23 protein-coding genes are annotated in these 19,172 nt (G+C 66.7%); 7 read left to right on the plus strand and 16 right to left on the minus strand.

The window, feature by feature from the left end:
• Nucleotides 1-31: 31 nt before the first annotated feature.
• The 14 genes from P5P27_RS15140 to rpsJ all read right to left on the minus strand — a co-directional run bounded on the left by P5P27_RS15140 (nucleotide 32) and on the right by rpsJ (nucleotide 8,668).
• A complete protein-coding gene (locus tag P5P27_RS15140; protein WP_006895635.1) occupies nucleotides 32-892 on the minus strand; it encodes an ABC transporter permease in 861 nt (286 codons plus the stop codon).
• Nucleotides 889-1,707: an ABC transporter permease gene (locus P5P27_RS15145; protein ID WP_006895637.1), complete on the minus strand. Its 819-nt coding sequence runs from the start codon at nucleotides 1,705-1,707 to the stop codon at nucleotides 889-891. Before P5P27_RS15145 ends, P5P27_RS15140 begins: the two co-directional genes overlap by 4 nt.
• Nucleotides 1,707-3,197, minus strand: a complete 1,491-nt coding sequence (locus tag P5P27_RS15150; protein WP_045536400.1) for an ATP-binding cassette domain-containing protein — start codon at nucleotides 3,195-3,197, stop codon at nucleotides 1,707-1,709. The genes P5P27_RS15145 and P5P27_RS15150 overlap by 1 nt, the downstream gene beginning before the upstream one ends.
• A 208-nt stretch (nucleotides 3,198-3,405) precedes the next feature.
• The gene (gene rpsQ, locus P5P27_RS15155) at nucleotides 3,406-3,687 is read right to left on the minus strand and encodes a 30S ribosomal protein S17 (protein ID WP_006895639.1); all 282 of its coding nucleotides are present in this window, start codon (nucleotides 3,685-3,687) and stop codon (nucleotides 3,406-3,408) included.
• Nucleotides 3,684-3,917, minus strand: coding sequence for a 50S ribosomal protein L29 (gene rpmC / locus P5P27_RS15160; RefSeq protein ID WP_006895641.1), 234 nt, complete (start codon nucleotides 3,915-3,917; stop codon nucleotides 3,684-3,686). The genes rpsQ and rpmC overlap by 4 nt, the downstream gene beginning before the upstream one ends.
• A complete protein-coding gene (gene rplP, locus P5P27_RS15165; protein ID WP_006895643.1) occupies nucleotides 3,917-4,333 on the minus strand; it encodes a 50S ribosomal protein L16 in 417 nt (138 codons plus the stop codon). Before rplP ends, rpmC begins: the two co-directional genes overlap by 1 nt.
• Nucleotides 4,334-4,337: 4 nt before the next feature.
• Nucleotides 4,338-5,144 (minus strand): 30S ribosomal protein S3, encoded by an 807-nt coding sequence (gene rpsC / locus P5P27_RS15170; RefSeq protein ID WP_006895645.1) that lies wholly within the window; start codon nucleotides 5,142-5,144, stop codon nucleotides 4,338-4,340.
• 3 nt (nucleotides 5,145-5,147) lie between these two features.
• Nucleotides 5,148-5,555: a 50S ribosomal protein L22 gene (gene rplV / locus P5P27_RS15175; RefSeq protein WP_006895646.1), complete on the minus strand. Its 408-nt coding sequence runs from the start codon at nucleotides 5,553-5,555 to the stop codon at nucleotides 5,148-5,150.
• 2 nt (nucleotides 5,556-5,557) lie between these two features.
• A complete protein-coding gene (gene rpsS / locus P5P27_RS15180) occupies nucleotides 5,558-5,839 on the minus strand; it encodes a 30S ribosomal protein S19 (protein WP_006895647.1) in 282 nt (93 codons plus the stop codon).
• A 17-nt stretch (nucleotides 5,840-5,856) separates the two neighbouring features.
• Nucleotides 5,857-6,693 carry a 50S ribosomal protein L2 gene (rplB, locus tag P5P27_RS15185; RefSeq protein WP_006895648.1) on the minus strand — a complete coding sequence of 279 codons (837 nt, stop codon included), beginning with the start codon at nucleotides 6,691-6,693 and terminating at the stop codon, nucleotides 5,857-5,859.
• Nucleotides 6,694-6,725: 32 nt separating this feature from the next.
• The gene (gene rplW, locus P5P27_RS15190) at nucleotides 6,726-7,031 is read right to left on the minus strand and encodes a 50S ribosomal protein L23 (RefSeq protein WP_006895649.1); all 306 of its coding nucleotides are present in this window, start codon (nucleotides 7,029-7,031) and stop codon (nucleotides 6,726-6,728) included.
• 2 nt (nucleotides 7,032-7,033) lie between these two features.
• Nucleotides 7,034-7,693 (minus strand): 50S ribosomal protein L4, encoded by a 660-nt coding sequence (gene rplD, locus P5P27_RS15195; RefSeq protein WP_006895650.1) that lies wholly within the window; start codon nucleotides 7,691-7,693, stop codon nucleotides 7,034-7,036.
• Nucleotides 7,690-8,346 carry a 50S ribosomal protein L3 gene (rplC, locus tag P5P27_RS15200; RefSeq protein ID WP_006895652.1) on the minus strand — a complete coding sequence of 219 codons (657 nt, stop codon included), beginning with the start codon at nucleotides 8,344-8,346 and terminating at the stop codon, nucleotides 7,690-7,692. The genes rplD and rplC overlap by 4 nt, the downstream gene beginning before the upstream one ends.
• Nucleotides 8,347-8,362: 16 nt before the next feature.
• Entirely contained in the window at nucleotides 8,363-8,668 is a 306-nt protein-coding gene (rpsJ, locus tag P5P27_RS15205) for a 30S ribosomal protein S10 (RefSeq protein ID WP_003938093.1), read from the minus strand.
• 452 nt (nucleotides 8,669-9,120) lie between these two features.
• Between rpsJ and P5P27_RS15210 the strand changes: the two genes are divergently transcribed.
• The 7 genes from P5P27_RS15210 to P5P27_RS15240 all read left to right on the plus strand — a co-directional run bounded on the left by P5P27_RS15210 (nucleotide 9,121) and on the right by P5P27_RS15240 (nucleotide 16,840).
• Nucleotides 9,121-10,488: a wax ester/triacylglycerol synthase domain-containing protein gene (locus tag P5P27_RS15210; protein WP_278124808.1), complete on the plus strand. Its 1,368-nt coding sequence runs from the start codon at nucleotides 9,121-9,123 to the stop codon at nucleotides 10,486-10,488.
• A 150-nt stretch (nucleotides 10,489-10,638) separates the two neighbouring features.
• Nucleotides 10,639-11,802: a lipid II:glycine glycyltransferase FemX gene (locus tag P5P27_RS15215; protein WP_231875644.1), complete on the plus strand. Its 1,164-nt coding sequence runs from the start codon at nucleotides 10,639-10,641 to the stop codon at nucleotides 11,800-11,802.
• A 14-nt stretch (nucleotides 11,803-11,816) separates the two neighbouring features.
• Complete coding sequence (locus tag P5P27_RS15220; protein WP_278124812.1) at nucleotides 11,817-13,247, plus strand: wax ester/triacylglycerol synthase domain-containing protein; 1,431 nt, start codon at nucleotides 11,817-11,819, stop codon at nucleotides 13,245-13,247.
• Between the two features lie 96 nt (nucleotides 13,248-13,343).
• Complete coding sequence (locus P5P27_RS15225) at nucleotides 13,344-14,777, plus strand: wax ester/triacylglycerol synthase domain-containing protein (RefSeq protein ID WP_006895656.1); 1,434 nt, start codon at nucleotides 13,344-13,346, stop codon at nucleotides 14,775-14,777.
• 11 nt (nucleotides 14,778-14,788) lie between these two features.
• Entirely contained in the window at nucleotides 14,789-15,280 is a 492-nt protein-coding gene (locus P5P27_RS15230) for a hotdog fold domain-containing protein (protein WP_278124815.1), read from the plus strand.
• A 138-nt stretch (nucleotides 15,281-15,418) separates the two neighbouring features.
• A complete protein-coding gene (locus tag P5P27_RS15235; RefSeq protein WP_006895658.1) occupies nucleotides 15,419-16,168 on the plus strand; it encodes a DsbA family protein in 750 nt (249 codons plus the stop codon).
• Nucleotides 16,169-16,174: 6 nt separating this feature from the next.
• The gene (locus tag P5P27_RS15240) at nucleotides 16,175-16,840 is read left to right on the plus strand and encodes a vitamin K epoxide reductase family protein (protein ID WP_006895659.1); all 666 of its coding nucleotides are present in this window, start codon (nucleotides 16,175-16,177) and stop codon (nucleotides 16,838-16,840) included.
• Here the strand turns inward: P5P27_RS15240 and P5P27_RS15245 are convergent.
• Nucleotides 16,819-17,658 carry a PIG-L deacetylase family protein gene (locus P5P27_RS15245; protein ID WP_006895660.1) on the minus strand — a complete coding sequence of 280 codons (840 nt, stop codon included), beginning with the start codon at nucleotides 17,656-17,658 and terminating at the stop codon, nucleotides 16,819-16,821. The genes P5P27_RS15240 and P5P27_RS15245 overlap by 22 nt on opposite strands.
• Nucleotides 17,659-17,858: 200 nt before the next feature.
• The gene (gene mftG, locus P5P27_RS15250; protein WP_062365902.1) at nucleotides 17,859-19,169 is read right to left on the minus strand and encodes a mycofactocin system GMC family oxidoreductase MftG; all 1,311 of its coding nucleotides are present in this window, start codon (nucleotides 19,167-19,169) and stop codon (nucleotides 17,859-17,861) included.
• Between the last annotated feature and the right edge of the window lie 3 nt (nucleotides 19,170-19,172).

Here is a 19,172-nt window from a genome sequence, read left to right on the forward strand (position 1 = left end):
GAGTCGGCCGCCTCGCGTCTCACGACACCGCTCAGTGTCCCACCGCAGCCTTGCGATACCCGCGCAAAGCGGGATAAATCGTGACCGCGAAGATGCCGATCACCCAGCACGCCACCTTGATCGCGTTGTCCATCAGCGGCCCGCCCGCGGCGAGCGAACGCATCAGTTCGATCGCAGGCGTCATCGGCTGGTTCTGCACCACCGGCTGAAGCCAATCGGGGTACGCCTCCACCGGCGAGAATCCGGAATTGAAGAACATCAGCAGGCTCGACAACAGTCCGAGATAGGGCACCAGCGGCGCACCGGGGGCGGCGTTCACCGCCAAGGCGAGCGCGAGCATCCCGTACGCGGCGCCGTAGGCCATCGCGACCACGAACAGTCCCACGGCCGGTCCCACACCCTGCGTGAACCGGAATCCGATGAGATGGCCCGCCGCGAGCAGGATCGCCGAAGTGATCAGGACTCGCACCGAATCGGCGGCCACCCGCGATGCGAGATCCGCCGATCGGTTGATCGGCATCACGTACAACCGGCTCAGCAACCCGCTGCGCCGCTCCACGTTGAGCCGGGTGGCCGACGCCACCGAACCGAACATCGCCGCCACCAGGACCACCAGCGGCACGGTGCCGTACGCGCTGTTCTGTCCCGTCGCCTGACCGATCACGTCGCCCAGCACCACCTTGAACATGATCATGCTCAGCGCGGGGAACAGCAGGATCTGGGTGAGTGTCGGAATGTCTCGCGCCAGCACCATCACCTGCCTGCCGGTCAGGATCGCCGACTGCGTGATCCAGGCGCGCAGCGATGTCTCCGCGGGCGACTGCACCGGCGGGAACTCCATCGCTTCCTGTGTCTCCCCGGCGCCCGGCGCCGTGCTCGACTGATCGGTCATCGCGCGTTCCTCCGCATGTAGATCCCGAGGAGGATGGCCGCGACCACCGCGAGCCCGATCATCCAGCACACCGACGGGAACAACTGGTGCCACGTCAGCGTGCCGTCGTCGGCCGAACGCATCACTCCCGCGAACTGGGAGATCGGCTGGTTTCGAGCGAACGGCCGGATCCACTCGGGGAACCGTTCCTCCGGAACGAATCCCGTCGACAGCATGCCCAGGATCAGCGTCGGCAGACCCATCGTCTGGCTGGTGGCCTGCGGGCTGCCCGCGATCAGGCCGATGCCGTCGGCCACCGTCGCCAGCAGCAGACCGATCAACGCCCCGATTCCGTAGAGCGCGAGAGTTCCGGTGACTCCCCCGCCGGGCCGCCACCCCATGATGAGGGTCGCGACGGTGGCGCACACGAGCGAGACCGTGAGAAGCACGGCATTGGTGGCCGTGCGCGCCAGCAGTGGCACCGCGGGTCGCATCGGCATCGCGCGGAAGCGGGTGTTGACGCCCTCCGAGCCGTCGAAGGACGAGCGCATCGCCGCCGACGAGGCAGTGAACTCCAGCGACTGCAGAAAGATGATCGGCATCAGGTACTGCGCATAGTTCATGTCCATCTGCGCATTCATGATCTTGCGCAGCGGGAGATAGAAGCACAGCGCCAGCAGCGCCGGCGAGAGGAAGGCGAGCACGATCTCGCCGTTGCGGACCACCTTGCGCAGTCCGCGTCCGGTCAGCGTCCACCACTGCTGGACCGGACTGATCTGCGCGGTCGCGCCGTCCGGACCGAACAACCGCGGAGCGACGGTCGCCTCGTGGGCCATCAGGCGCCCCGGTCCTTGTTCGGATCAGTCAGCGCCAGGAACACCTCGTCCAGCGAAGGCCGGCGCAAGGCGATGTCGGCCAGCGGGATCCGTGCCGCCTCGGTCCGCCGGATCACCTCGGCGAGCGTGTCCGGACCGTCGGGCGCCGGGACGGAGATCGTCTCTCCGTCGTCCTTGGCGTTGGCGCCGAGCAGATCGGCCAGGCGGGCCCGCAGCCGCGGCAGGTACGCCGGGTGCGCGGGTGTCACCTCACAGTAGGCCGCACCGGTCGCTGCTTTGAGCTCGTCCGAGGTGCCTTCGGCGATCACCCGGCCCTTGTCGATGACCACGATGTTGTCCGACAGCATGTCGGCTTCCTCGAGATACTGGGTGGTCAGCAAGATGGTGACGCCGGAATCGCGCAGCTGTTCCACCAGTTCCCACACGTCCTGCCGACTGCGCGGATCCAGGCCCGTGGTCGGTTCGTCGAGGAACACCACCTTCGGTTCGGTGACGAGCCCGCAGGCGATGTCGATGCGCCGCCGCATGCCACCGGAGTACTGGCCCACCCGTTTGTCGGCCGCCGCGACGAGAGAGAAGAACTCCAGCAGCTCGTCGGCACGGGCCCGAGCCGCGGGCTTCCGCAGTCCCATCAGCCGGCCGAACAGCACGAGGTTCTCACGCCCGGTCAGCGACTCGTCCAGCGCGGCGAACTGCCCGGTGAGCATGATCGACCGCCGGACCTGCGCCGCGTCCTTGAGGACGTCGTATCCGTTGACGGTCGCCGTACCCGAGGTGGGTCGCAGCAGGGTGCACAGCATGCTCACCGTGGTCGTCTTCCCGGCGCCGTTGGGTCCGAGCAGTGCCACGATCTTGCCCTTGGGCACTTTGAAGCTCACATCGTCGACGGCGACCATGTCGTTGAAGACCTTGCGCAGGCCATCGACCTCGATCGCGTATTCGACCGGACCGGCCTTCTCCCCGATGGGCACCATGTCGAGCGCCGGAAACGAGACCGTACGGGCAGCGGAGAGCGCAGCCTCCTCCGGGCTGATCTCCGGTTCGGCCGGCTTCACCACCGGCTGTTGCGCGGAGATGACGTCCCACGCGGCGCTGCGGCCCTCGGGCATCCGCGGCGCGCGGCGCGGCCGCTGCTCCACCAGTTCCGGCTCCTCCTTGCGGAAGCCGAGTCCGTTGAGCAGCCACGGCGCCGTCATCGGATTCTGCGTCCACTCCTCCTTCGGCGTGGAGTGACGCGCCTCGTGCACCGTCTCCTGCGGCTCGTCGCGCGGGACCGGGGTCGGAGTCGCCCGCTCAGCCGACGGCGCGGGTCCGGCCGTCCCCGTACCGAGTTCGGAGCGCCATGCCCGCAACTGTTCGGCGACGGGATCGTCTTCGTCGGATCCCCATCCGGGCACGTCGGACAGCTCATCCGAGCCAGACGTCAGTGGCTCCGCGCCGCTTCGAAGAGCATTCGATTCGTCGTCACGCCTGTGGCCAGCGTCCGGCATGGTGTCCTAACTAGTCGGTTGCGGCAATCGGCTGTCGATGCCCGGTGCCGCTAAGCGGTACCCGGCGCAGTATATCGACAGTGCACCACGGTATCGGCCGGCGCCGCCAGATCGACGCGAACGATCATCCACTCCGACGACGACCGCCCGCCCCGGAATCCCGGGACGGGCGGTCGTATGTTCGTCGTACGCGAAGCGCCGATCGGGCCTACTTGGCCTTCTCGAGCACCTCGACCAGACGCCAGCGCTTGGTCGCCGACAGCGGTCGGGTCTCCATGATCCGGACGCGGTCGCCGACGCCGGCGATCTGCTCCTCGTCGTGCGCCTTGACCTTGCTGGTCGTGCGGATGATCTTGCCGTACAGCGCGTGACGCGTACGATCCTCCAGCTCGACCGTGATGGTCTTGGTCATCTTGTCACTGACGACGTAGCCGATCCGCTCCTTGCGGCTGGCGCGATCTTCGGTGTTCACCTTCTGGTCCTCACTCATGCGTCTTCACCCTCCGGTCCGGACGCGAGGCCCAGCTCGCGCTCACGCATCACGGTGTAGACACGCGCGATCTCGCGGCGCACGGTGCGCAGACGACGGTTGTTGTCGAGCTGACCGGTGGCCATCTGGAAGCGAAGGTTGAAAAGCTCTTCCTTCGACTCCTTCAGGCGCGCGACCAGGTCGGTATCGCTGAGCTCACGGAGCTCAGAAGCAGCGACTCCGAGTGCCATCAGAACTGCTCCTCTCGGGTCACGATTCGGGTCTTCATGGGGAGCTTGTGCTGTGCGCGGCGCAGTGCCTCGCGAGCGGTCTCCTCATTGGGGTAGCTCATCTCGAACAGCACGCGGCCCGGCTTCACCGGGGCCACCCACCACTCGGGCGAGCCCTTACCGGAACCCATGCGGGTCTCGGCGGGCTTCTTCGTGATCGGGCGGTCCGGGAAGATGTTGATCCAGACCTTGCCGCCACGCTTGATGTGGCGGTTGATCGCGATACGAGCAGACTCGATCTGACGGTTGGTGATGTACGCACCTTCCAGAGCCTGGATGCCGTAGTCACCGAAGGTGACCTTGGTTCCGCCCTTGGCCCGGCCCTTCAGGCTGGGGTGGTGCTGCTTGCGGTGCTTGACCCTGCGAGGGATCAACATGGCCTCAGCCCTCCTGGTTCTCTGCAGACGCCGGAGCGGACGCGGTGGCGTCGGCGGCCGGAGCCTGCGCAGCGTCGCTGCTGCGACCGCCCTGGCCACCACGCGCGTCGCGGCGCGGACGGCTCGGACGACGCGGTCCGCGACGATCCTCGGCGGGCGCGGCTGCGGCCAGCTCACGACGGCCGCCGACGATATCGCCCTTGTAGATCCACACCTTCACGCCGATGCGGCCGAAGGTGGTACGTGCCTCGTAGAGCCCGTAGTCGATGTCGGCGCGCAGCGTGTGCAGCGGCACGCGTCCCTCGCGGTAGAACTCCTTGCGGCTCATCTCGGCACCGCCCAGACGACCCGAGCACTGGACTCGGATACCCTTGACGCCCGGCTGACGCATGGCCGACTGGATGGCCTTGCGCATCGCGCGGCGGAACGCCACACGGTTGCTGAGCTGCTCGGCGACGCCCTGCGCGACGAGCTGTGCGTCGGCCTCGGGGTTCTTGACCTCGAGGATGTTCAGCTGCACCTGCTTGCCGGTCAGCTTCTCCAGGTCGCCGCGGATGCGATCGGCCTCGGCGCCGCGGCGGCCGATGACGATGCCCGGACGAGCGGTGTGGATGTCGACGCGGACGCGGTCACGGGTGCGCTCGATCTCCACCTTGGAGATGCCGGCGCGCTCGAGGCCGGTGCTCAGCAGCTTGCGGATCGCGACGTCTTCCTTGACGTACTCCGCGTACTGCTTGTCGGCGTACCAACGTGAGTTCCAGTCCGTGGTGATGCCCAGCCGGAAGCCGTGCGGGTTGATCTTCTGGCCCACTGTTTAGGCTCCCTTCTTCTTCTGCTGGCGCGAACGAGCACGTCCGCCGTTCTCCGCAGCGGCGACGACCACGGTGATGTGGCTGGTGCGCTTGCGGATGCGGAAGGCGCGGCCCTGTGCACGCGGCTGGAACCGCTTCAGGGTCGGGCCCTCATCGGCGAAGGCCTCCGAGACGACGAGCGTCCGGCGGTCCAGGCCCACGTTGTTCTCAGCGTTCGCGACCGCGCTGGCGAGCACCTTGTAGACCGGCTCACTGGCCGCCTGCGGCGCGAACCGCAGGATGTCGAGAGCCTCGTCCACGTTCTTTCCGCGAACCAGGTCGATGACGCGGCGTGCCTTCATCGGGGTCACGCGAACGAACTTCGCGGTCGCCCGTGCACTCTGCACTGCGTTTTCAGTCTCAGTAGTCATGGTTACCGGCGCTTCGCTTTCCGGTCATCCTTGATGTGACCCTTGAAGGTACGGGTGGGAGCGAACTCGCCCAGCTTGTGACCCACCATCGAGTCGGACACGAACACGGGCACGTGCTTGCGACCGTCGTGGACCGCAAAGGTGTGACCGATGAAGTCGGGGATGATGGTCGAGCGGCGCGACCAGGTCTTGATGACCTGCTTGGTGCCCTTCTCGTTCTGTGCATCCACCTTCTTCAGGAGGTGGTCGTCGACGAACGGGCCCTTCTTCAGGCTGCGTGGCATTTTTTACCTCCTCCTAGTTATCGCTTGTTCTTGCCGGTACGACGGCGACGGACGATCATCTTGTCGCTGGCCTTGTTCTTGCGGGTGCGGCCCTCAGGCTGTCCCCACGGGCTCACCGGGTGGCGACCACCCGAGGTCTTGCCCTCACCACCGCCGTGCGGGTGGTCGACCGGGTTCATGACGACACCGCGGACGGTCGGGCGCTTGCCCTTCCAGCGCATACGGCCGGCCTTGCCCCAGTTGATGTTGCTCTGCTCGGCGTTGCCGACCTCGCCGACGGTGGCGCGGCAGCGCACGTCGACGCGGCGGATCTCACCGGAGGGCATGCGCAGGGTCGCGTACGGACCCTCCTTGCCCAGCAGCTGGATCGAGGCGCCGGCCGAACGAGCCATCTTGGCGCCGCCGCCCGGACGCAGCTCCACGTTGTGGATCTGGGTACCGGTCGGGATGTTGCGCAGCGGCAGGTTGTTGCCCGGCTTGATGTCGGCGTTGGGGCCGGATTCGACGACGTCGCCCTGCTTCAGGTTCTTCGGCGCCAGGATGTAGCGCTTCTCACCGTCCACGTAGTGCAGCAGCGCGATGCGCGCGGTGCGGTTGGGGTCGTACTCGATGTGCGCGACCTTGGCGTTGATGCCGTCCTTGTCGTTACGACGGAAGTCGATCAGACGGTAGGCGCGCTTGTGGCCGCCACCCTTGTGGCGGGTGGTGATCCGGCCGTGAGCGTTGCGGCCGCCGGTGCTGTGCAGCGGACGAACCAGCGACTTCTCCGGATGCGAACGGGTGACCTCGGAGAAGTCGGCACCGCTCGATCCGCGACGGCCCGGCGTCGTCGGCTTGTACTTACGAATTGCCATGAGTCTTAGTCCCTACTCTTCTTCGCGGGCGGTCAGGAGACCGCTCCCCCGAAGATCTCGATGGGCTTGCTGTCAGCGGACAGCGTCACGATGGCGCGCTTGGTGTTCTTGCGCTTGCCGTAGCCGTAACGGGTGCGCTTGCGCTTGCCCTGACGATTGGCGGTGTTGACGCTGGAGACCTTCACATCGAAGATCTGCTCGATGGCGATCTTGATCTGAGTCTTGTTCGAATCCGGGTGCACCAGGAACGTGTACACGTTGTCTTCGATCAGCCCGTAAGCCTTCTCCGAGATCACCGGCGCCAGGATGATGTCACGCGGGTCTGCCTGCGTAGCCATTCCTAGGCCTCCTTCTTCTGGTTCTGCTCGATGAAGGCGTTCAGGGTCTCAACGCTGAACACGACCTCATCCGAGTCGAGGACGTCGTAGGTGTTGAGCTGATCCGGCGCGATCGGCAGGACGTTGCCCAGGTTGGCGACGCTCTTCCACGCGGTGACGTCCTCACGGGACAGCACCACCAGGAACTTGCGACGCTCGCTCAGCTTCGCCAGGAACTCGCGAGCAGCCTTGGTCGACGGGGTCTGGCCGGCGACGAGCTCGGTCACCACGTGGATGCGCTCGTTGCGAGCACGGTCCGACAGGGCGCCGCGCAGCGCAGCGGCCTTGACCTTCTTGTTGACCTTCTGCGTGTAGTCACGCGGCTGCGGACCGTGAACGGTGCCGCCGCCGGTGAACTGCGGAGCGCGAATCGAGCCCTGACGAGCGCGGCCGGTGCCCTTCTGGCGGTACGGCTTGGCGCCGCCGCCGGAGACCTCGCCACGCGTCTTGGTCGAATGCGTGCCCTGGCGGGCGGCGGCCTGCTGGGCCACGACCACCTGGTGCATGAGCGCGATGTTCGCGGTCTGGTCGAAGAGCTCGGCCGGCAGGTCGACGGTGCCATTGGTGGTGCCGTCGGCGTTGCGGACGTCGAGCGTCAGCTTGGTTGCGGTTTCGGTGCTCACTTGGCGCCACCCTTCACTGCGTCGCGGACCACCACGATGCCGCCCTTGCGGCCGGGGATCGCGCCCTTGATCAACAGCAGACCGGCTTCGGCGTCCACCTTGTGGACGGTCAGGTTCTGCGTGGTCACCTTGTCGGAGCCCATGCGGCCTGCCATGCGGGTGCCCTTGAAGACACGACCCGGCGTGGCGCAGCCACCGATGGAGCCCGGCGAACGGTGCACGCGGTGCGCACCGTGGCTGGCACCCAGACCGGCGAAGCCGTGACGCTTCATGACACCGGCGAAGCCCTTGCCCTTGGAAGTACCGGTCACGTCCACCTTCACGCCTTCGGCGAAGATGTCGGCACCCAGCTCCTGGCCGACCTCGAACTCCGAGATGTCGTTGACACGGATCTCGGTGAGGTGGCGGCGCGGGGTGACGCCGGCCTTGGCGAACTGGCCGGCGACCGGCTTGCTCACCTTGCGGGGGTCGACGGCGCCGTACGCGAGCTGAACGGCGGTGTAGCCGTCACGGTCTGCGGTGCGCAGCTGGGTGACGACGTTGGAGCCGGTCGCGATGACGGTCACCGGGACGACCCGGTTGTTCTCGTCGAAAACCTGGGTCATGCCGAGCTTGGTGCCCAGGATGCCCTTGGTTGCATTCTGATTGCTCATTTGATCCAATCCCCCGTCACTGAATGTTGACGTCGACACTCGCCGGGAGATCGATGCGCATCAGCGCGTCGACCGTCTTCGGCGTCGGGTCGAGGATGTCGATGAGTCGCTTGTGCGTGCGCATCTCGAAGTGTTCGCGGCTGTCCTTGTACTTATGCGGCGAACGGATGACGCAGTACACGTTCTTTTCGGTGGGCAACGGCACCGGGCCGACCACGCGCGCACCCGTGCGGGTCACGGTCTCCACGATCTTGCGCGCAGAAGCGTCGATCGCCTCGTGGTCGTAGGCCTTGAGCCTGATGCGGATCTTCTGTCCCGCCACGCTGTGTCCTCTTCCGTCTGTTCATCTCTCGACAGCACAACACCGCGTGACTCCACACCCGAGATCACTCACGGGCGGCAACTGATGCCACATGACCACGCCTTGACATTTGGCGGATCGACGCTGTTCTACTGTCGTTGTACGGTGCCGGACTCTCGTCCGGCTGCCGACTCTCGTCGGCTTCGCCTCCGGCACCCGCGGTCGGGCGTGTCGGTCCGGTTCCCCGGATGAGAATTCATCCGAGCCCACACTGTGGGTCCCGCGTTACACGCCCGGATCCGCGCTTTGCGGTCCTGGAAGTTTGTTCGCCCCTACGCGAGGCAACCTGAATAGTATGCACCACCCCGCCGATGAGCTCAAATCCGCCGACGCGCCCGATCCCGTGCGTGACTCGCGACTGACGTCTCGCACTTCTCGACATAGTCCGAACAGACGACACTATTGTCGTCTGCATGACCGACATTCATGATGCCGTCCCGCTGAGCGTCCGCGACACCGTCGCTCTGACCCCCGCCGTCACGTCCGTCATTCACTGCGACGTCGTCGCCACCACCGGGGAGTCACTCGACGTCTCCCGTGTCGCCGCCTGGATGAGAGAGCGACTCGACTGCTGGCCGATGTTCACCCGCACGTTGCGGCACTCATGGGGCTACGCCGCCCTGCCGCACTGGGTCACGGATCCGTCGGTCGACGTCGCCGCGCACATCCGGGTCGTCGACGGCGGCGAGCCGGCGGGCGCGGAGCGGATCGTGGCGGAACTGGTGTCCTCGCCGGTCGATCTGTCGCGGCCGCCGTGGGATCTGACGGTGATCACCGGCGTGACCGGCATGGGTCTCGACTACTCCGAACCTGTCACGTTGGTGGTGCTGCGCACCCATCACGCGGCCGGCGACGGAACCAAGATCGCCGCGGTCATGCGCCGCGCGATGCGCGACGAGCCGGTGCCCGCTCCGGCCGTCCCCGGCCACCGACCGCCCGGGAACCTGAGATCGGCGCTGTCGATCCCGGCCGCACTGGTGCGTCATCTCGCGGCGCTGCCGGGTCTGTCACGGCACGCGGCCAACCTGAAGTCGGTCGAACTCCCCCGGGGAACGCGCTTCAACCACGCCCTGCGCGGACCGATTCACATCGGTTCGGTGCCGTTGAGTCTGCGCGAGGTCCGCGCGGTCCGCGACGTTGTTCCGGGAGCCACCGTCAACGATGCGGTCACCGCGATCATCGGCCGGGCGCTGTTCGAGACCTTGACGGAGCTCGACGGCGGCGAGCCGGCGGTGCCGCTGTACGCCGCGTCGCCCTTCCAGGCCGACGATCTGACCGCTGACGCCAACTCGTTCTCCGAGGAGATCGTGGAACTGCACGGCGACGAATCCGACCCGATCGAGCGGCTCCGGCGAGTACACGCCTCGACCGCGGCTGCCAAGGCGCGGGTCCGCAGTGAGGATGCGATCGCCTTCCGCGCCTTGCAGACTCGGCTCGCACCGACTGTCCTCGGTCTGTCCAGGAAACGGGCTCAGCGATCCGGCGTCGCCGAAGCAGGCGTCGATTCCCCGGCCGCGAGCACCGCCGCCACGCTGATCTCCAACGTCCGCAGCGATCTCGTCGACGCCACCTTCCTCGGTGATCCGGTGATCGACCAGTTGATGTGGCTCAACATCGGCGATCGGATGACGTTGCAGCATGTGGTCACCTCGCTCGGCGACCGGCTGACGATCAACGTGACGGCAGACCTCAGCGCGTTGCGCGACTTGGACGACTACCTCGGCAAGCTCCGTCATCACGCTGCCGTTCTCACCGACGCCTGCGTGAACACCATCCACTGAACTCCGGGCGCCCGCCCCGTCTCCGCGGACGGAATTGGGCCGAACGTGCGACTGACCGCGTACCCAGGGCGGCGATAGGCTGCATTCTCATGCGTTTTCAGAAAGAGGAGCAGCACCGAGAAGCGCGGGATGTGTAAGTCGGATACAGATGTGAAGAACGCGACGTTCGCCCTCGGCGAGGCCAGACAGGCGACAGCCGGCGAGATCGAGCGATGGGACGACCTGATCCGCGCCAACCCCGATGGAGGTTCGGTCTTCCGGTCTCGCGCGTTCGCACACACCCAGCAGCTCGCAGGGCATCACGTCGAATATCTGATGGTCGGCGACCTGGCTGTGTTGGCTGTGGTCGCGACTGTCCCGACGCTCGGCGACTACTGGCAGATCCCCGGTCCGGGTGTCACCTCGGTCGAGGACCTCGTTCTCGTCGTCGATTCACTCACCCCGCTGGCTGCTGAACTCGGCGTGATGACGATTCGCGTCGATCCGTATATTCCCGCCTCCGAGCAGGCTGAGGCTACCCTGATCGCACACGGTCTGAGTCGGACGATGACCTGGACCATCGAGCACACCATCCTGGTCGATCTGAGTGGCACGGACGAGGATGTCCTGGCCAGATTCAGCACGCGGGCCCGGCGATGGATCAAGCGTGCGACCCGTGAGGATGTGGTGGTGGAGCGGGTCGAGGCGACCGATGCGAACTGCCGAATCAATTTCGATCTCCTCCGATCCACCGCGAACGGACGATTCGGGATACCCGATCTCCACACTGCGACGACGACGTACCAGCACCTGCAGAAGTCCGGCGCCGGTCAGTTGTTCTTCGCCCGCCGGCGAGGAGAGGTGGTCGCCACGGCTTTCGCACTCAGATTCGGTCATCGCGCCCTCTACCTGACCGGCGCCTCCGTGCGCAGTGCATCGGACGACAGTTCCTCGAGCGGCCTCGGGACCACCGGCGCCGGGCACGCCGTCCAATGGGAGATCATGAGGTGGGCGCGCGAGAACGGCTGCACCGAGTACGACTTGTACGGGTCGCCCTCTCGCGCTCATCTCGACACACCCGAGCACCCACTCCACGGGGTGGGTCAATTCAAGCTCAGCTTCAGCAAGAACGTCGTCGACTACGTCGGCTGCTACCAACGTCCCGTCAGCAGGCTCCGCACCGTGCTGCTCGACACCGCCGACCACGTCCTCATGACGATGGCCCGGTCGCCTGGCATAGCGGCATTGCGCCGCCGTCCTGTCATCGCCAACCCCGACCTGGACTGGTTTCGGTGGGCTCCGGCGAACTCCGTCCGCGCACTGCTGCGCCACTGAACCGAGGTCCCACGATGGAACGCCTACAGCCCAAGGACGCGATGTTCGTCTACACCGACGGACCGCGATCTCGTCAGATCACCGTGTGCTGTGGTTTCTTCGTGAGCGCCGCTGATCACGACCTGCCGCTGGAGTCCGCCGTGCACGAGTGGTTCGCCGCACGCACGCGCGGGCCACTCTTTCGTCGCAGGCTCCGACGGTCGATGCTCGACCTCGAGTACCCCGTCTGGGTGCACGACGACGACTTCCGTCTCGATCGCCATTTGTTCATGCACGACCCGATGACCTCGGACGGCTTCCTCGAGTTCCTCGGAGAACTGGCCGAATCCGCTATGGATTTGTCCCGTCCACTGTGGGAGATCCATGTGAGCCGGTGCCCCGACGGATTCGGCCCGATAGCGGACCAGGGCTTCGCCGTGGCCGTCCGCATCCACCACGCCGCTGCGGACGGGATCGCCGTCCAGGCGATCCTCGCCAGTCTCTTCGGGCAGGAATCGTCGGCCGGAAACTCCGAACGGGAGCTGTTACCGGGGTCCGACTGCCACACCGCGGCGGGAGCGCTCACGCAGGTGGTTCGATCGATCACTGACTTCCGTCGGGCCGTTCGCGACTATCGCGCCGCGCTCGATGAGAGAACAACGGTGCGCGCCGCCGAAAACTACCCGGTGCCGCCGACAGACCGGACCGTCACCCCGATCGACGGTCCGGTCGGCCCCAAGCGTGGCGTGGCCGTCGTCTACTGGCCGTGGACGGAGGTCAGACAGATCCGCCGCAGTGCCGGCGAGGCCACCGTCAACGACCTTGTTCTCACCGTGATCGGCCGGGCGATGCACGACTACCTCTGCGCTGTCGGGAGCCCGCCGGAAGGCTCACTGGTGGCGTCGGTTCCCATGACGGTACGGCCACGGGAGGCCGACGGCACCGTGACCGACGACGATGGTGAGGGCAACAACCGGTTCGTCATGATGACGGTCGACCTCCACAGCACCCAACCGGACCCGATCGCCCGGCTGCGAGCGGTCCACGACGCAGTGCTGGGCGAGCGCCTCAGGCTCAGCCACCGGGCCGAGGCATCCGCGGATGCGACCGTCAGTTACGTACCGCCCGGCTTCCTGATCCGGGCACTGCGACGACGAACAGAAGACTCCCGCGGCTATCCACGGCGTGACGAGCCCGACGACCGACCTTTCAATACGTCGGTGATGACTGCTTACCGGCTGCCGTTCGAACTCCGCCTCCTGGACTGTCGGCAGGCCTGCGGGCTGGGATTCGGGCCGATCAACGGCACGGGCATCTCCCACGCGCACGGTGCCGGCGACGACTGGTGCGGGGTCACGGCGCTGTGCGACACCGATCTCGTACCGGACCCGTCCGAGTACGCGTCAGCGCTCGATGCGGCATACGCAGATCTCCGGAACGCCATCCTCGGCACCACTGCCGGATAACATCGGGCGATCGCCCCAAGTCCACCGGCCGTGCCTGCTCTCCGCCCCGGGCCCACGTCCGCAGACTCCCCACCGTCACGATCGGAAGAGTCCTCGATGGCACGTCTGCAACCCAAAGACGCCCTGTTCGTATACACGGACGGACCGCGGTCGCGCCAAATGAACGTCGCCACCCAATTCTTCGTCGTCGACGACCCTGCCACGGAATTGCCCGCCGAGGCCGTGACGGACTGGTTCCGCGCTCGAACCACCGGGATGATCTTCCGCAGATGTCTCAAGCGGTCATTTCTCGACCTCGACTATCCCGTGTGGATCGAAGACGACGACTTCCGATTCGAGCACCACGTGTTCCTTCACCCTGCCGTCTCTGAAAGCGGCGTGCTCGGGTTGCTCGGGGAATTGGCCGAGACCCCGATGGACCTGACGCGACCGCTGTGGGAGGTCCACGTCATTCCCTGCCCAGACGGGTTCGGCCCGGTCAGGCGATCGGGCGTCGCGATCACGCTGCGCGTGCACCACGCCGCGGCCGACGGAATCGAGATGCAGACCATCTACGCCGCGCTGTTCGGCTCCGAACTCCCCGGCGCGAATGGACCGTTCGCCCCGATCTCCGTCCCCGGCGACCGCGGCCACGCGATACTCCGCCGGATCCGCCGCTCGGTCGGCGACTTCATCAGCGCGGCGGATGAACACCGCCGAACTCTCGCCGAGTTGGAGTCGGCGCGCGGCGACGCCGACTATCCATTGCCTCCTTCGGAACCGACGCCTACGCCGATCGATGGGCCCGTCGGACCGCGCCGGGCAGTAGTGGCCACGCACCTTCCCTGGCAGCAGGTACGCGACATTCGCAGTGCTGCCGGCTCGGCGACGATCAATGACATCGCCCTCACCGTGATCGGTGGGGCGATGCACGACTACCTCGACGCGATCGGTTCAACACCTGCGGGATCTCTGGTCGCTTCGGTTCCAATGACCGTGCGACCGAAGACCGCGGACGGCTCGCTCGCGTCAGACGACACGACCGAAGGCAACAACCGGTTCGTCATGATGACGGTGGACCTGCACAGCACGGTTGTCGACCCGCTCGAACGGCTTCGAGCGGTCCATGACGCCGTGCTCGGGGAACGCGAGCGGCTGAGTCACCCGATCGAGGCCACGGCCGACGACATCACCGCGAGATATGTGCCGCCGGGGTTCGTCGCCCGCGCGTTGCGCAGACTGAGGGAAGACGCTCGCGGGTATCCGAGGCGCACGGAACCCGACGGCAAACCGTTCAACACCTCCGTCATGACCAGCTTTCGGCTGCCCTTCGACCCGCAGTTCTTCGGCCGTTCCCGCGCGTGCAGCGTCGTCTTCGGTCCGCTCAACGGCACAGGCCTCTCACACGCCCACAATGTGGCAGGTGAATGGATGGGGATCACCGCTCTCTGCGACCGCGATCTGATTCCCGACCCCGAGCGGTATGCAGCCGCGTTGCGGAGCTCGTATGAGGGACTGCGCGACGCCGCGCTCGGCGCGACTGCCCGATAGCATCGGGACTCATGACTGCAACTCCCGGTAACACCAACAGTGCGACGTACTCCCTCCGCAAGCGTCTGCCCGGTGGTCGGCTCGGCAACGCACTGTTCTCGCTCGGCATGGTCGCGCGCGTGCCGTACTTCGGCACCATTCTCCCGCTCGTCGAGGAGATGGAACCCGGATACTGCCGTGTCTCGGCGCCCAACTGGTTCGGCGTTCACAACCACCTCGGAACCTTTCACGCCATCGCGGCCTGCAATCTCGCCGAGACCGCGATGGGGATGTTGATGGAGGCCACCGTGCCGACGGGGCACCGCTGGATCCCCAAGGCGATGAGCACGCAGTACCTCGCCAAGGCCACCACGCGACTGACCGCCCACGCGGAGTTGGCCGAACCGGTGGACTTCTCGACCATCACCGAGGGTCGTGAAGTGATGGTCACGATCCGGATCCTCGATACTGCGGGAACCGAGGTGGTCCACTGCGACATCACCACCTGGGTGACGCCGAAGTGACCGAATCAGGCACGCCCTTGGTCCTTTCCGCAGGTCTGTAATGAGTTTCTCAGTCGACTGCCAGTAGGGTTGCACTCGTAACCGCCGGACACACAGGGTGGCCGGAGACTCGCTGAGCAATAGCGGAGGAAGAGAATCGTGGCCCAGAAGAACCGGACCGTCATCGATCCTCGGCAGGCCGAGCGCCGCCGTTCCCTCATCTACAAAATCGGTGCGGCGGTGGTGCTGATCGTCATCGCAGTCGGCGTCACGTTCTGGGCGATCAACCACAACAAGGACAGCGCCTCGACCACCGGCGGTTCCGACACGCCCACCGTGATGCGGCCGGACGGCTCCATCCGGATCACCAGTGCGCCGGCGGGCACGGAGCCCAAGGTCGTCATCACCACCGTCGAGGACTTCCAGTGCCCCGGGTGCCGTGCCTTCGAGCAGAGCTTCGGCGGCACCCTCGCCGAACTCGAGAAGAACCCGCAGGTCGCTGTCGACTACCACCCGATCGCATTCCTCGACCGGATGTCGACCACGAATTACTCCAGCCGCGCCATGAACGCGTCCACGTGCGTCGCCGAATCGACCGCCAAGAACGGCGACTGGAGCATCTGGCTCAAGTTCCACAATCTCCTCTTCACCAACCAGCCCGAGGAGGGCGGCGCCGGACTCCCGGACAGCGAACTGATCTCGCTCGCCAAGCAGGCCGGCGCGGAAGGCATCACCGACTGCATCGAGAACAACCAGTTCGGTCAGTGGGTGGCCAAGCAGACCGCCGACACGACAAGCAATCCCGAGTTCCAGGGCACTCCGTGGATCCGCATCAACGGACAGCAGTTCGACCCGCAGGCGGGACCGCAGGGCCTGACCGACGCCGTCAACGCGGCCCTCGCGAAGTAGCCCGCCATGACGGATGAGACGCCGGCCGAGATCGAGGACGGTTCGCCCGTAGTCACGGCGAGCGACGTTGAGACCGCACCGCCCGCCCCCCGGGGCTTCTGGCGAGAGCGTCGCCCGGTGCCCGTGGTGGCCGCCTGGGTGCTGCTGGTGTGCGGTGTTCTCGGGATGGCTGCCGCGGTCGCACTGACGCTCGACCGCATCCAACTGCTCATCGATCCGTCGTTCACGCCCGCGTGCAGCATCAATCCGATCATCTCGTGCGGATCGGTGATGGTGACCGATCAGGGCAAGTTCTTCGGATTCCCGAATCCGCTGCTCGGCCTGCCCGCCTTCGCGGTGATCCTGGTGACCGCCGTGCTGTCGATCGCACGAGTCCGACTGCCACGCTGGTACTGGGCCGGACAGGCCGTCGTCTCGGCACTCGGCCAGGTCTTCGTCGGCTACTTGATCTTCCAGAGCCTCTACCGCATTCACGCGCTGTGCCCGTACTGCATGGTGGTGTGGACGCTGATGCCGGTGGTGCTGATCCTCAGCATCTCGCGCGTGCTGCCCGACTCGCGCGGCGGCCGGTCGGCCCGCGAGTGGCTGTGGATCGCGCTGCCCGTCTACTACGTGGTCGTGATCGCCATGATCACCGTCCAGTTCTGGGACTACTGGCGCACGCTGATCTGAGAGCCGCAGAGGCTGTGATAGCACTCGACGCCGAGTCGGTCACGGTCCATCCACGCCGATCCGAAGGTCTTCTCGAGTCCGCCGATCTGGGTACGGTACTCGTTGGTCGCGGCCAGCTTTCCCGCCCACTCCTCATCCGCCAGCGGGAGCAGTGAGGCGACGAGCGCCGAGTCGGTCTCGACCTCCCGGCACCCGTCGGCCTCCGAACACACCGTGTACGGCCGCTCGCACACCGTCACCAGATCGACGCCGGTGCGCTCGCGGCATTCCTGCGCCAACCGATGCGTGCGTCGGTGATCCGGATGACGAGCGGAGGCGGGGTGCGTGACGATCGTCTGAACATCGTGATCCCGAAGCAGTGCCGTCGCCGCGTCGACCGCGTGTCGATAGCGCGTGCGGCTCGACCGCGAGTACTGCACCTCGTAATCGCCCAGGGCGAACGTCGGTACGCCCGCCGCTGCACACGCCGCGGCGTGCTCGGCTCTGCGCACGTCGATCACTTCGGCCGGTGTCAGTGCGAGTCCGCAGTAGTAGTCCCACTCGGCGAATACCGGACGGCCCACGAATCTGGCCGCGACCTTCACCGGCAATGAGTTGCGAAGCGCCGGCGGCAGCGATCGTCGACGGAACTCGCCCCATCGACCCCGTGGGCACTCGGTGCACAGGACTATGTCGATGGCTCCGCCGCTCGCATGCGCCATGGCGTGAAAGGCGTCGAAGACGCTGTCGTCGTAGTGTGCGAAGAGGAAGGCACACCTCGCCTCACCGCTCATCACCGCCGCCAGCGACCGCTCTTGGTAATCGCGCTCACTCATCATCGCGCCGACGCTAATGGCCGGTGTGGACCATCAGAATCGGTCGTTCAGCCGGATAATGCGCTGACCAGGCAGGCCAACGGATTTTACAGCAGAGAACCCCCGTGAACTGCGGTTTCCGGCCGATCCGGTGCCGACCTTCTCCGACCTTCCGGAAGCGGCGCGACGAACTTCATCTGATCGCCCGACTCGGCGCGGGCAGATCAGACCGACTCGCCCGCCACCAGTTCCTCGGCGATCAGCGCCGCCGTCGCCATCACACTCGCGTGCGGCCCCGAACGCAGCGGCGCGGGCAGCACCGACCCGTCGGCGACGTGGAGCCCGGGAACGCCGTGAACGGAACCGTCCGGTGCCACGGTCGCCCCCAGCGGGAGCGTCCCCCAGGCATGTGACGACAGCCCGACCACCGGATCCACCGTCACCGATCCCGGCTCGACGAGGCCGTCGAACGCCGGCGAGTGCAGCATCTCCAGCACCTCGTCAACTCCCTCCGACAACCGCTCGAGACCGCCGGCGTCGGGCACACCGAGATCGATCACCACCTCATCGCCCTCGATGCCGATGCGCCCGGTGGTGCCGTGAGTCATGTCCGCGACTCCGATCGGGACGCCCCCGGCTGGAATCCCATCGATGAACGACGCGAAATCATCGCTGTAGCAGCGGATTTCGAGGCCGTCTGCGGTGTGCACCACGGTCGGCAGCAGCACCTGCGTCCGGAGGGGGCGCCGAGCGGCGAAGCGCACCAGCGATTCGGGATGCTCGTACACCGACAGTTCCCCGCCCAGCAGCGGCAACACCAGCTCTGCCGTGCCCAGCGTGCCCGCGGTGAGCACCACGGTGGCGGCGTCGATGCGCCCGGCGGCGGTGTGCACTCCCGTCACCCGTCCACCCGCAGAGGCCAGCGATATCACCTCGCTCCCGCCTCGGACCGCGGGGGCGAAGGCATCCATCGCCGTCCACCGCCGTAACACTCCCCCGTCGCGGATGCTGTTGCTGCGGACCCGATTCACGCCGACCACCGGCCAAGCGCCCTCGGGTCCCGCGGCCACGCGGGTTCGCCAATAAGTCTCGAAGGCCGACCCCGCCGGACCGAGTTCGCCGTCGAGAACCTCCCGCACGCGCATCACCCCGCCCCCGGCGGCACCGCCGTCGAGCACGTCGAAGGCGTCGTCGATCCGGCTCGCCGGCCACGGCCACGCCGCATAGTCGTCGCGGTGTCCGCGCAGGAAATAGCCGCCGTTGACCGCGGACGACCCGCCGGCGCCATAGCCGCGCACCACATCGCGTCCGCGCCGCTCCCGCACTCGCCGCACGCGCTCGCTTCCCGGCGCGATCGGCAGCCGGCTCATCGCGGTCACCGCCGTACGCGGAGGTAGGGCATGCCCCGCCTCGAGAAGCAGGGTCTTCCTGCCAGCATCGCGCGACAGCCGATCGGCCACCACGCACCCGGCGCTGCCCGCTCCCACGACGACCACGTCGGCGGTCTCGACGGCACGCGCCCGGTGGCCGCTCATCGC

It is taken from the genome of Gordonia sihwensis (assembly GCF_029632925.1).
GTDB lineage: Bacteria > Actinomycetota > Actinomycetes > Mycobacteriales > Mycobacteriaceae > Gordonia > Gordonia sihwensis.

Excerpts from the sequence above, each read along its gene's own strand:
- P5P27_RS15140 (WP_006895635.1), bottom strand. The coding sequence starts at position 892 with ATGACCGATCAGTCGAGCACGGCGCCGGGCGCCGGGGAGACACAGGAA.
- P5P27_RS15145 (WP_006895637.1), bottom strand. The coding sequence starts at position 1,707 with ATGGCCCACGAGGCGACCGTCGCTCCGCGGTTGTTCGGTCCGGACGGC.
- P5P27_RS15150 (WP_045536400.1), bottom strand. The coding sequence starts at position 3,197 with ATGCCGGACGCTGGCCACAGGCGTGACGACGAATCGAATGCTCTTCGA.
- rpsQ (WP_006895639.1), bottom strand. The coding sequence starts at position 3,687 with ATGAGTGAGGACCAGAAGGTGAACACCGAAGATCGCGCCAGCCGCAAG.
- rpmC (WP_006895641.1), bottom strand. The coding sequence starts at position 3,917 with ATGGCACTCGGAGTCGCTGCTTCTGAGCTCCGTGAGCTCAGCGATACC.
- rplP (WP_006895643.1), bottom strand. The coding sequence starts at position 4,333 with ATGTTGATCCCTCGCAGGGTCAAGCACCGCAAGCAGCACCACCCCAGC.
- rplV (WP_006895646.1), bottom strand. The coding sequence starts at position 5,555 with ATGACTACTGAGACTGAAAACGCAGTGCAGAGTGCACGGGCGACCGCG.
- rpsS (WP_006895647.1), bottom strand. The coding sequence starts at position 5,839 with ATGCCACGCAGCCTGAAGAAGGGCCCGTTCGTCGACGACCACCTCCTG.
- rplB (WP_006895648.1), bottom strand. The coding sequence starts at position 6,693 with ATGGCAATTCGTAAGTACAAGCCGACGACGCCGGGCCGTCGCGGATCG.
- rplW (WP_006895649.1), bottom strand. The coding sequence starts at position 7,031 with ATGGCTACGCAGGCAGACCCGCGTGACATCATCCTGGCGCCGGTGATC.
- rplC (WP_006895652.1), bottom strand. The coding sequence starts at position 8,346 with ATGAGCAATCAGAATGCAACCAAGGGCATCCTGGGCACCAAGCTCGGC.
- P5P27_RS15210 (WP_278124808.1), top strand. The coding sequence starts at position 9,121 with ATGACCGACATTCATGATGCCGTCCCGCTGAGCGTCCGCGACACCGTC.
- P5P27_RS15220 (WP_278124812.1), top strand. The coding sequence starts at position 11,817 with ATGGAACGCCTACAGCCCAAGGACGCGATGTTCGTCTACACCGACGGA.
- P5P27_RS15225 (WP_006895656.1), top strand. The coding sequence starts at position 13,344 with ATGGCACGTCTGCAACCCAAAGACGCCCTGTTCGTATACACGGACGGA.
- P5P27_RS15230 (WP_278124815.1), top strand. The coding sequence starts at position 14,789 with ATGACTGCAACTCCCGGTAACACCAACAGTGCGACGTACTCCCTCCGC.
- P5P27_RS15240 (WP_006895659.1), top strand. The coding sequence starts at position 16,175 with ATGACGGATGAGACGCCGGCCGAGATCGAGGACGGTTCGCCCGTAGTC.
- P5P27_RS15245 (WP_006895660.1), bottom strand. The coding sequence starts at position 17,658 with ATGATGAGTGAGCGCGATTACCAAGAGCGGTCGCTGGCGGCGGTGATG.
- mftG (WP_062365902.1), bottom strand. The coding sequence starts at position 19,169 with ATGAGCGGCCACCGGGCGCGTGCCGTCGAGACCGCCGACGTGGTCGTC.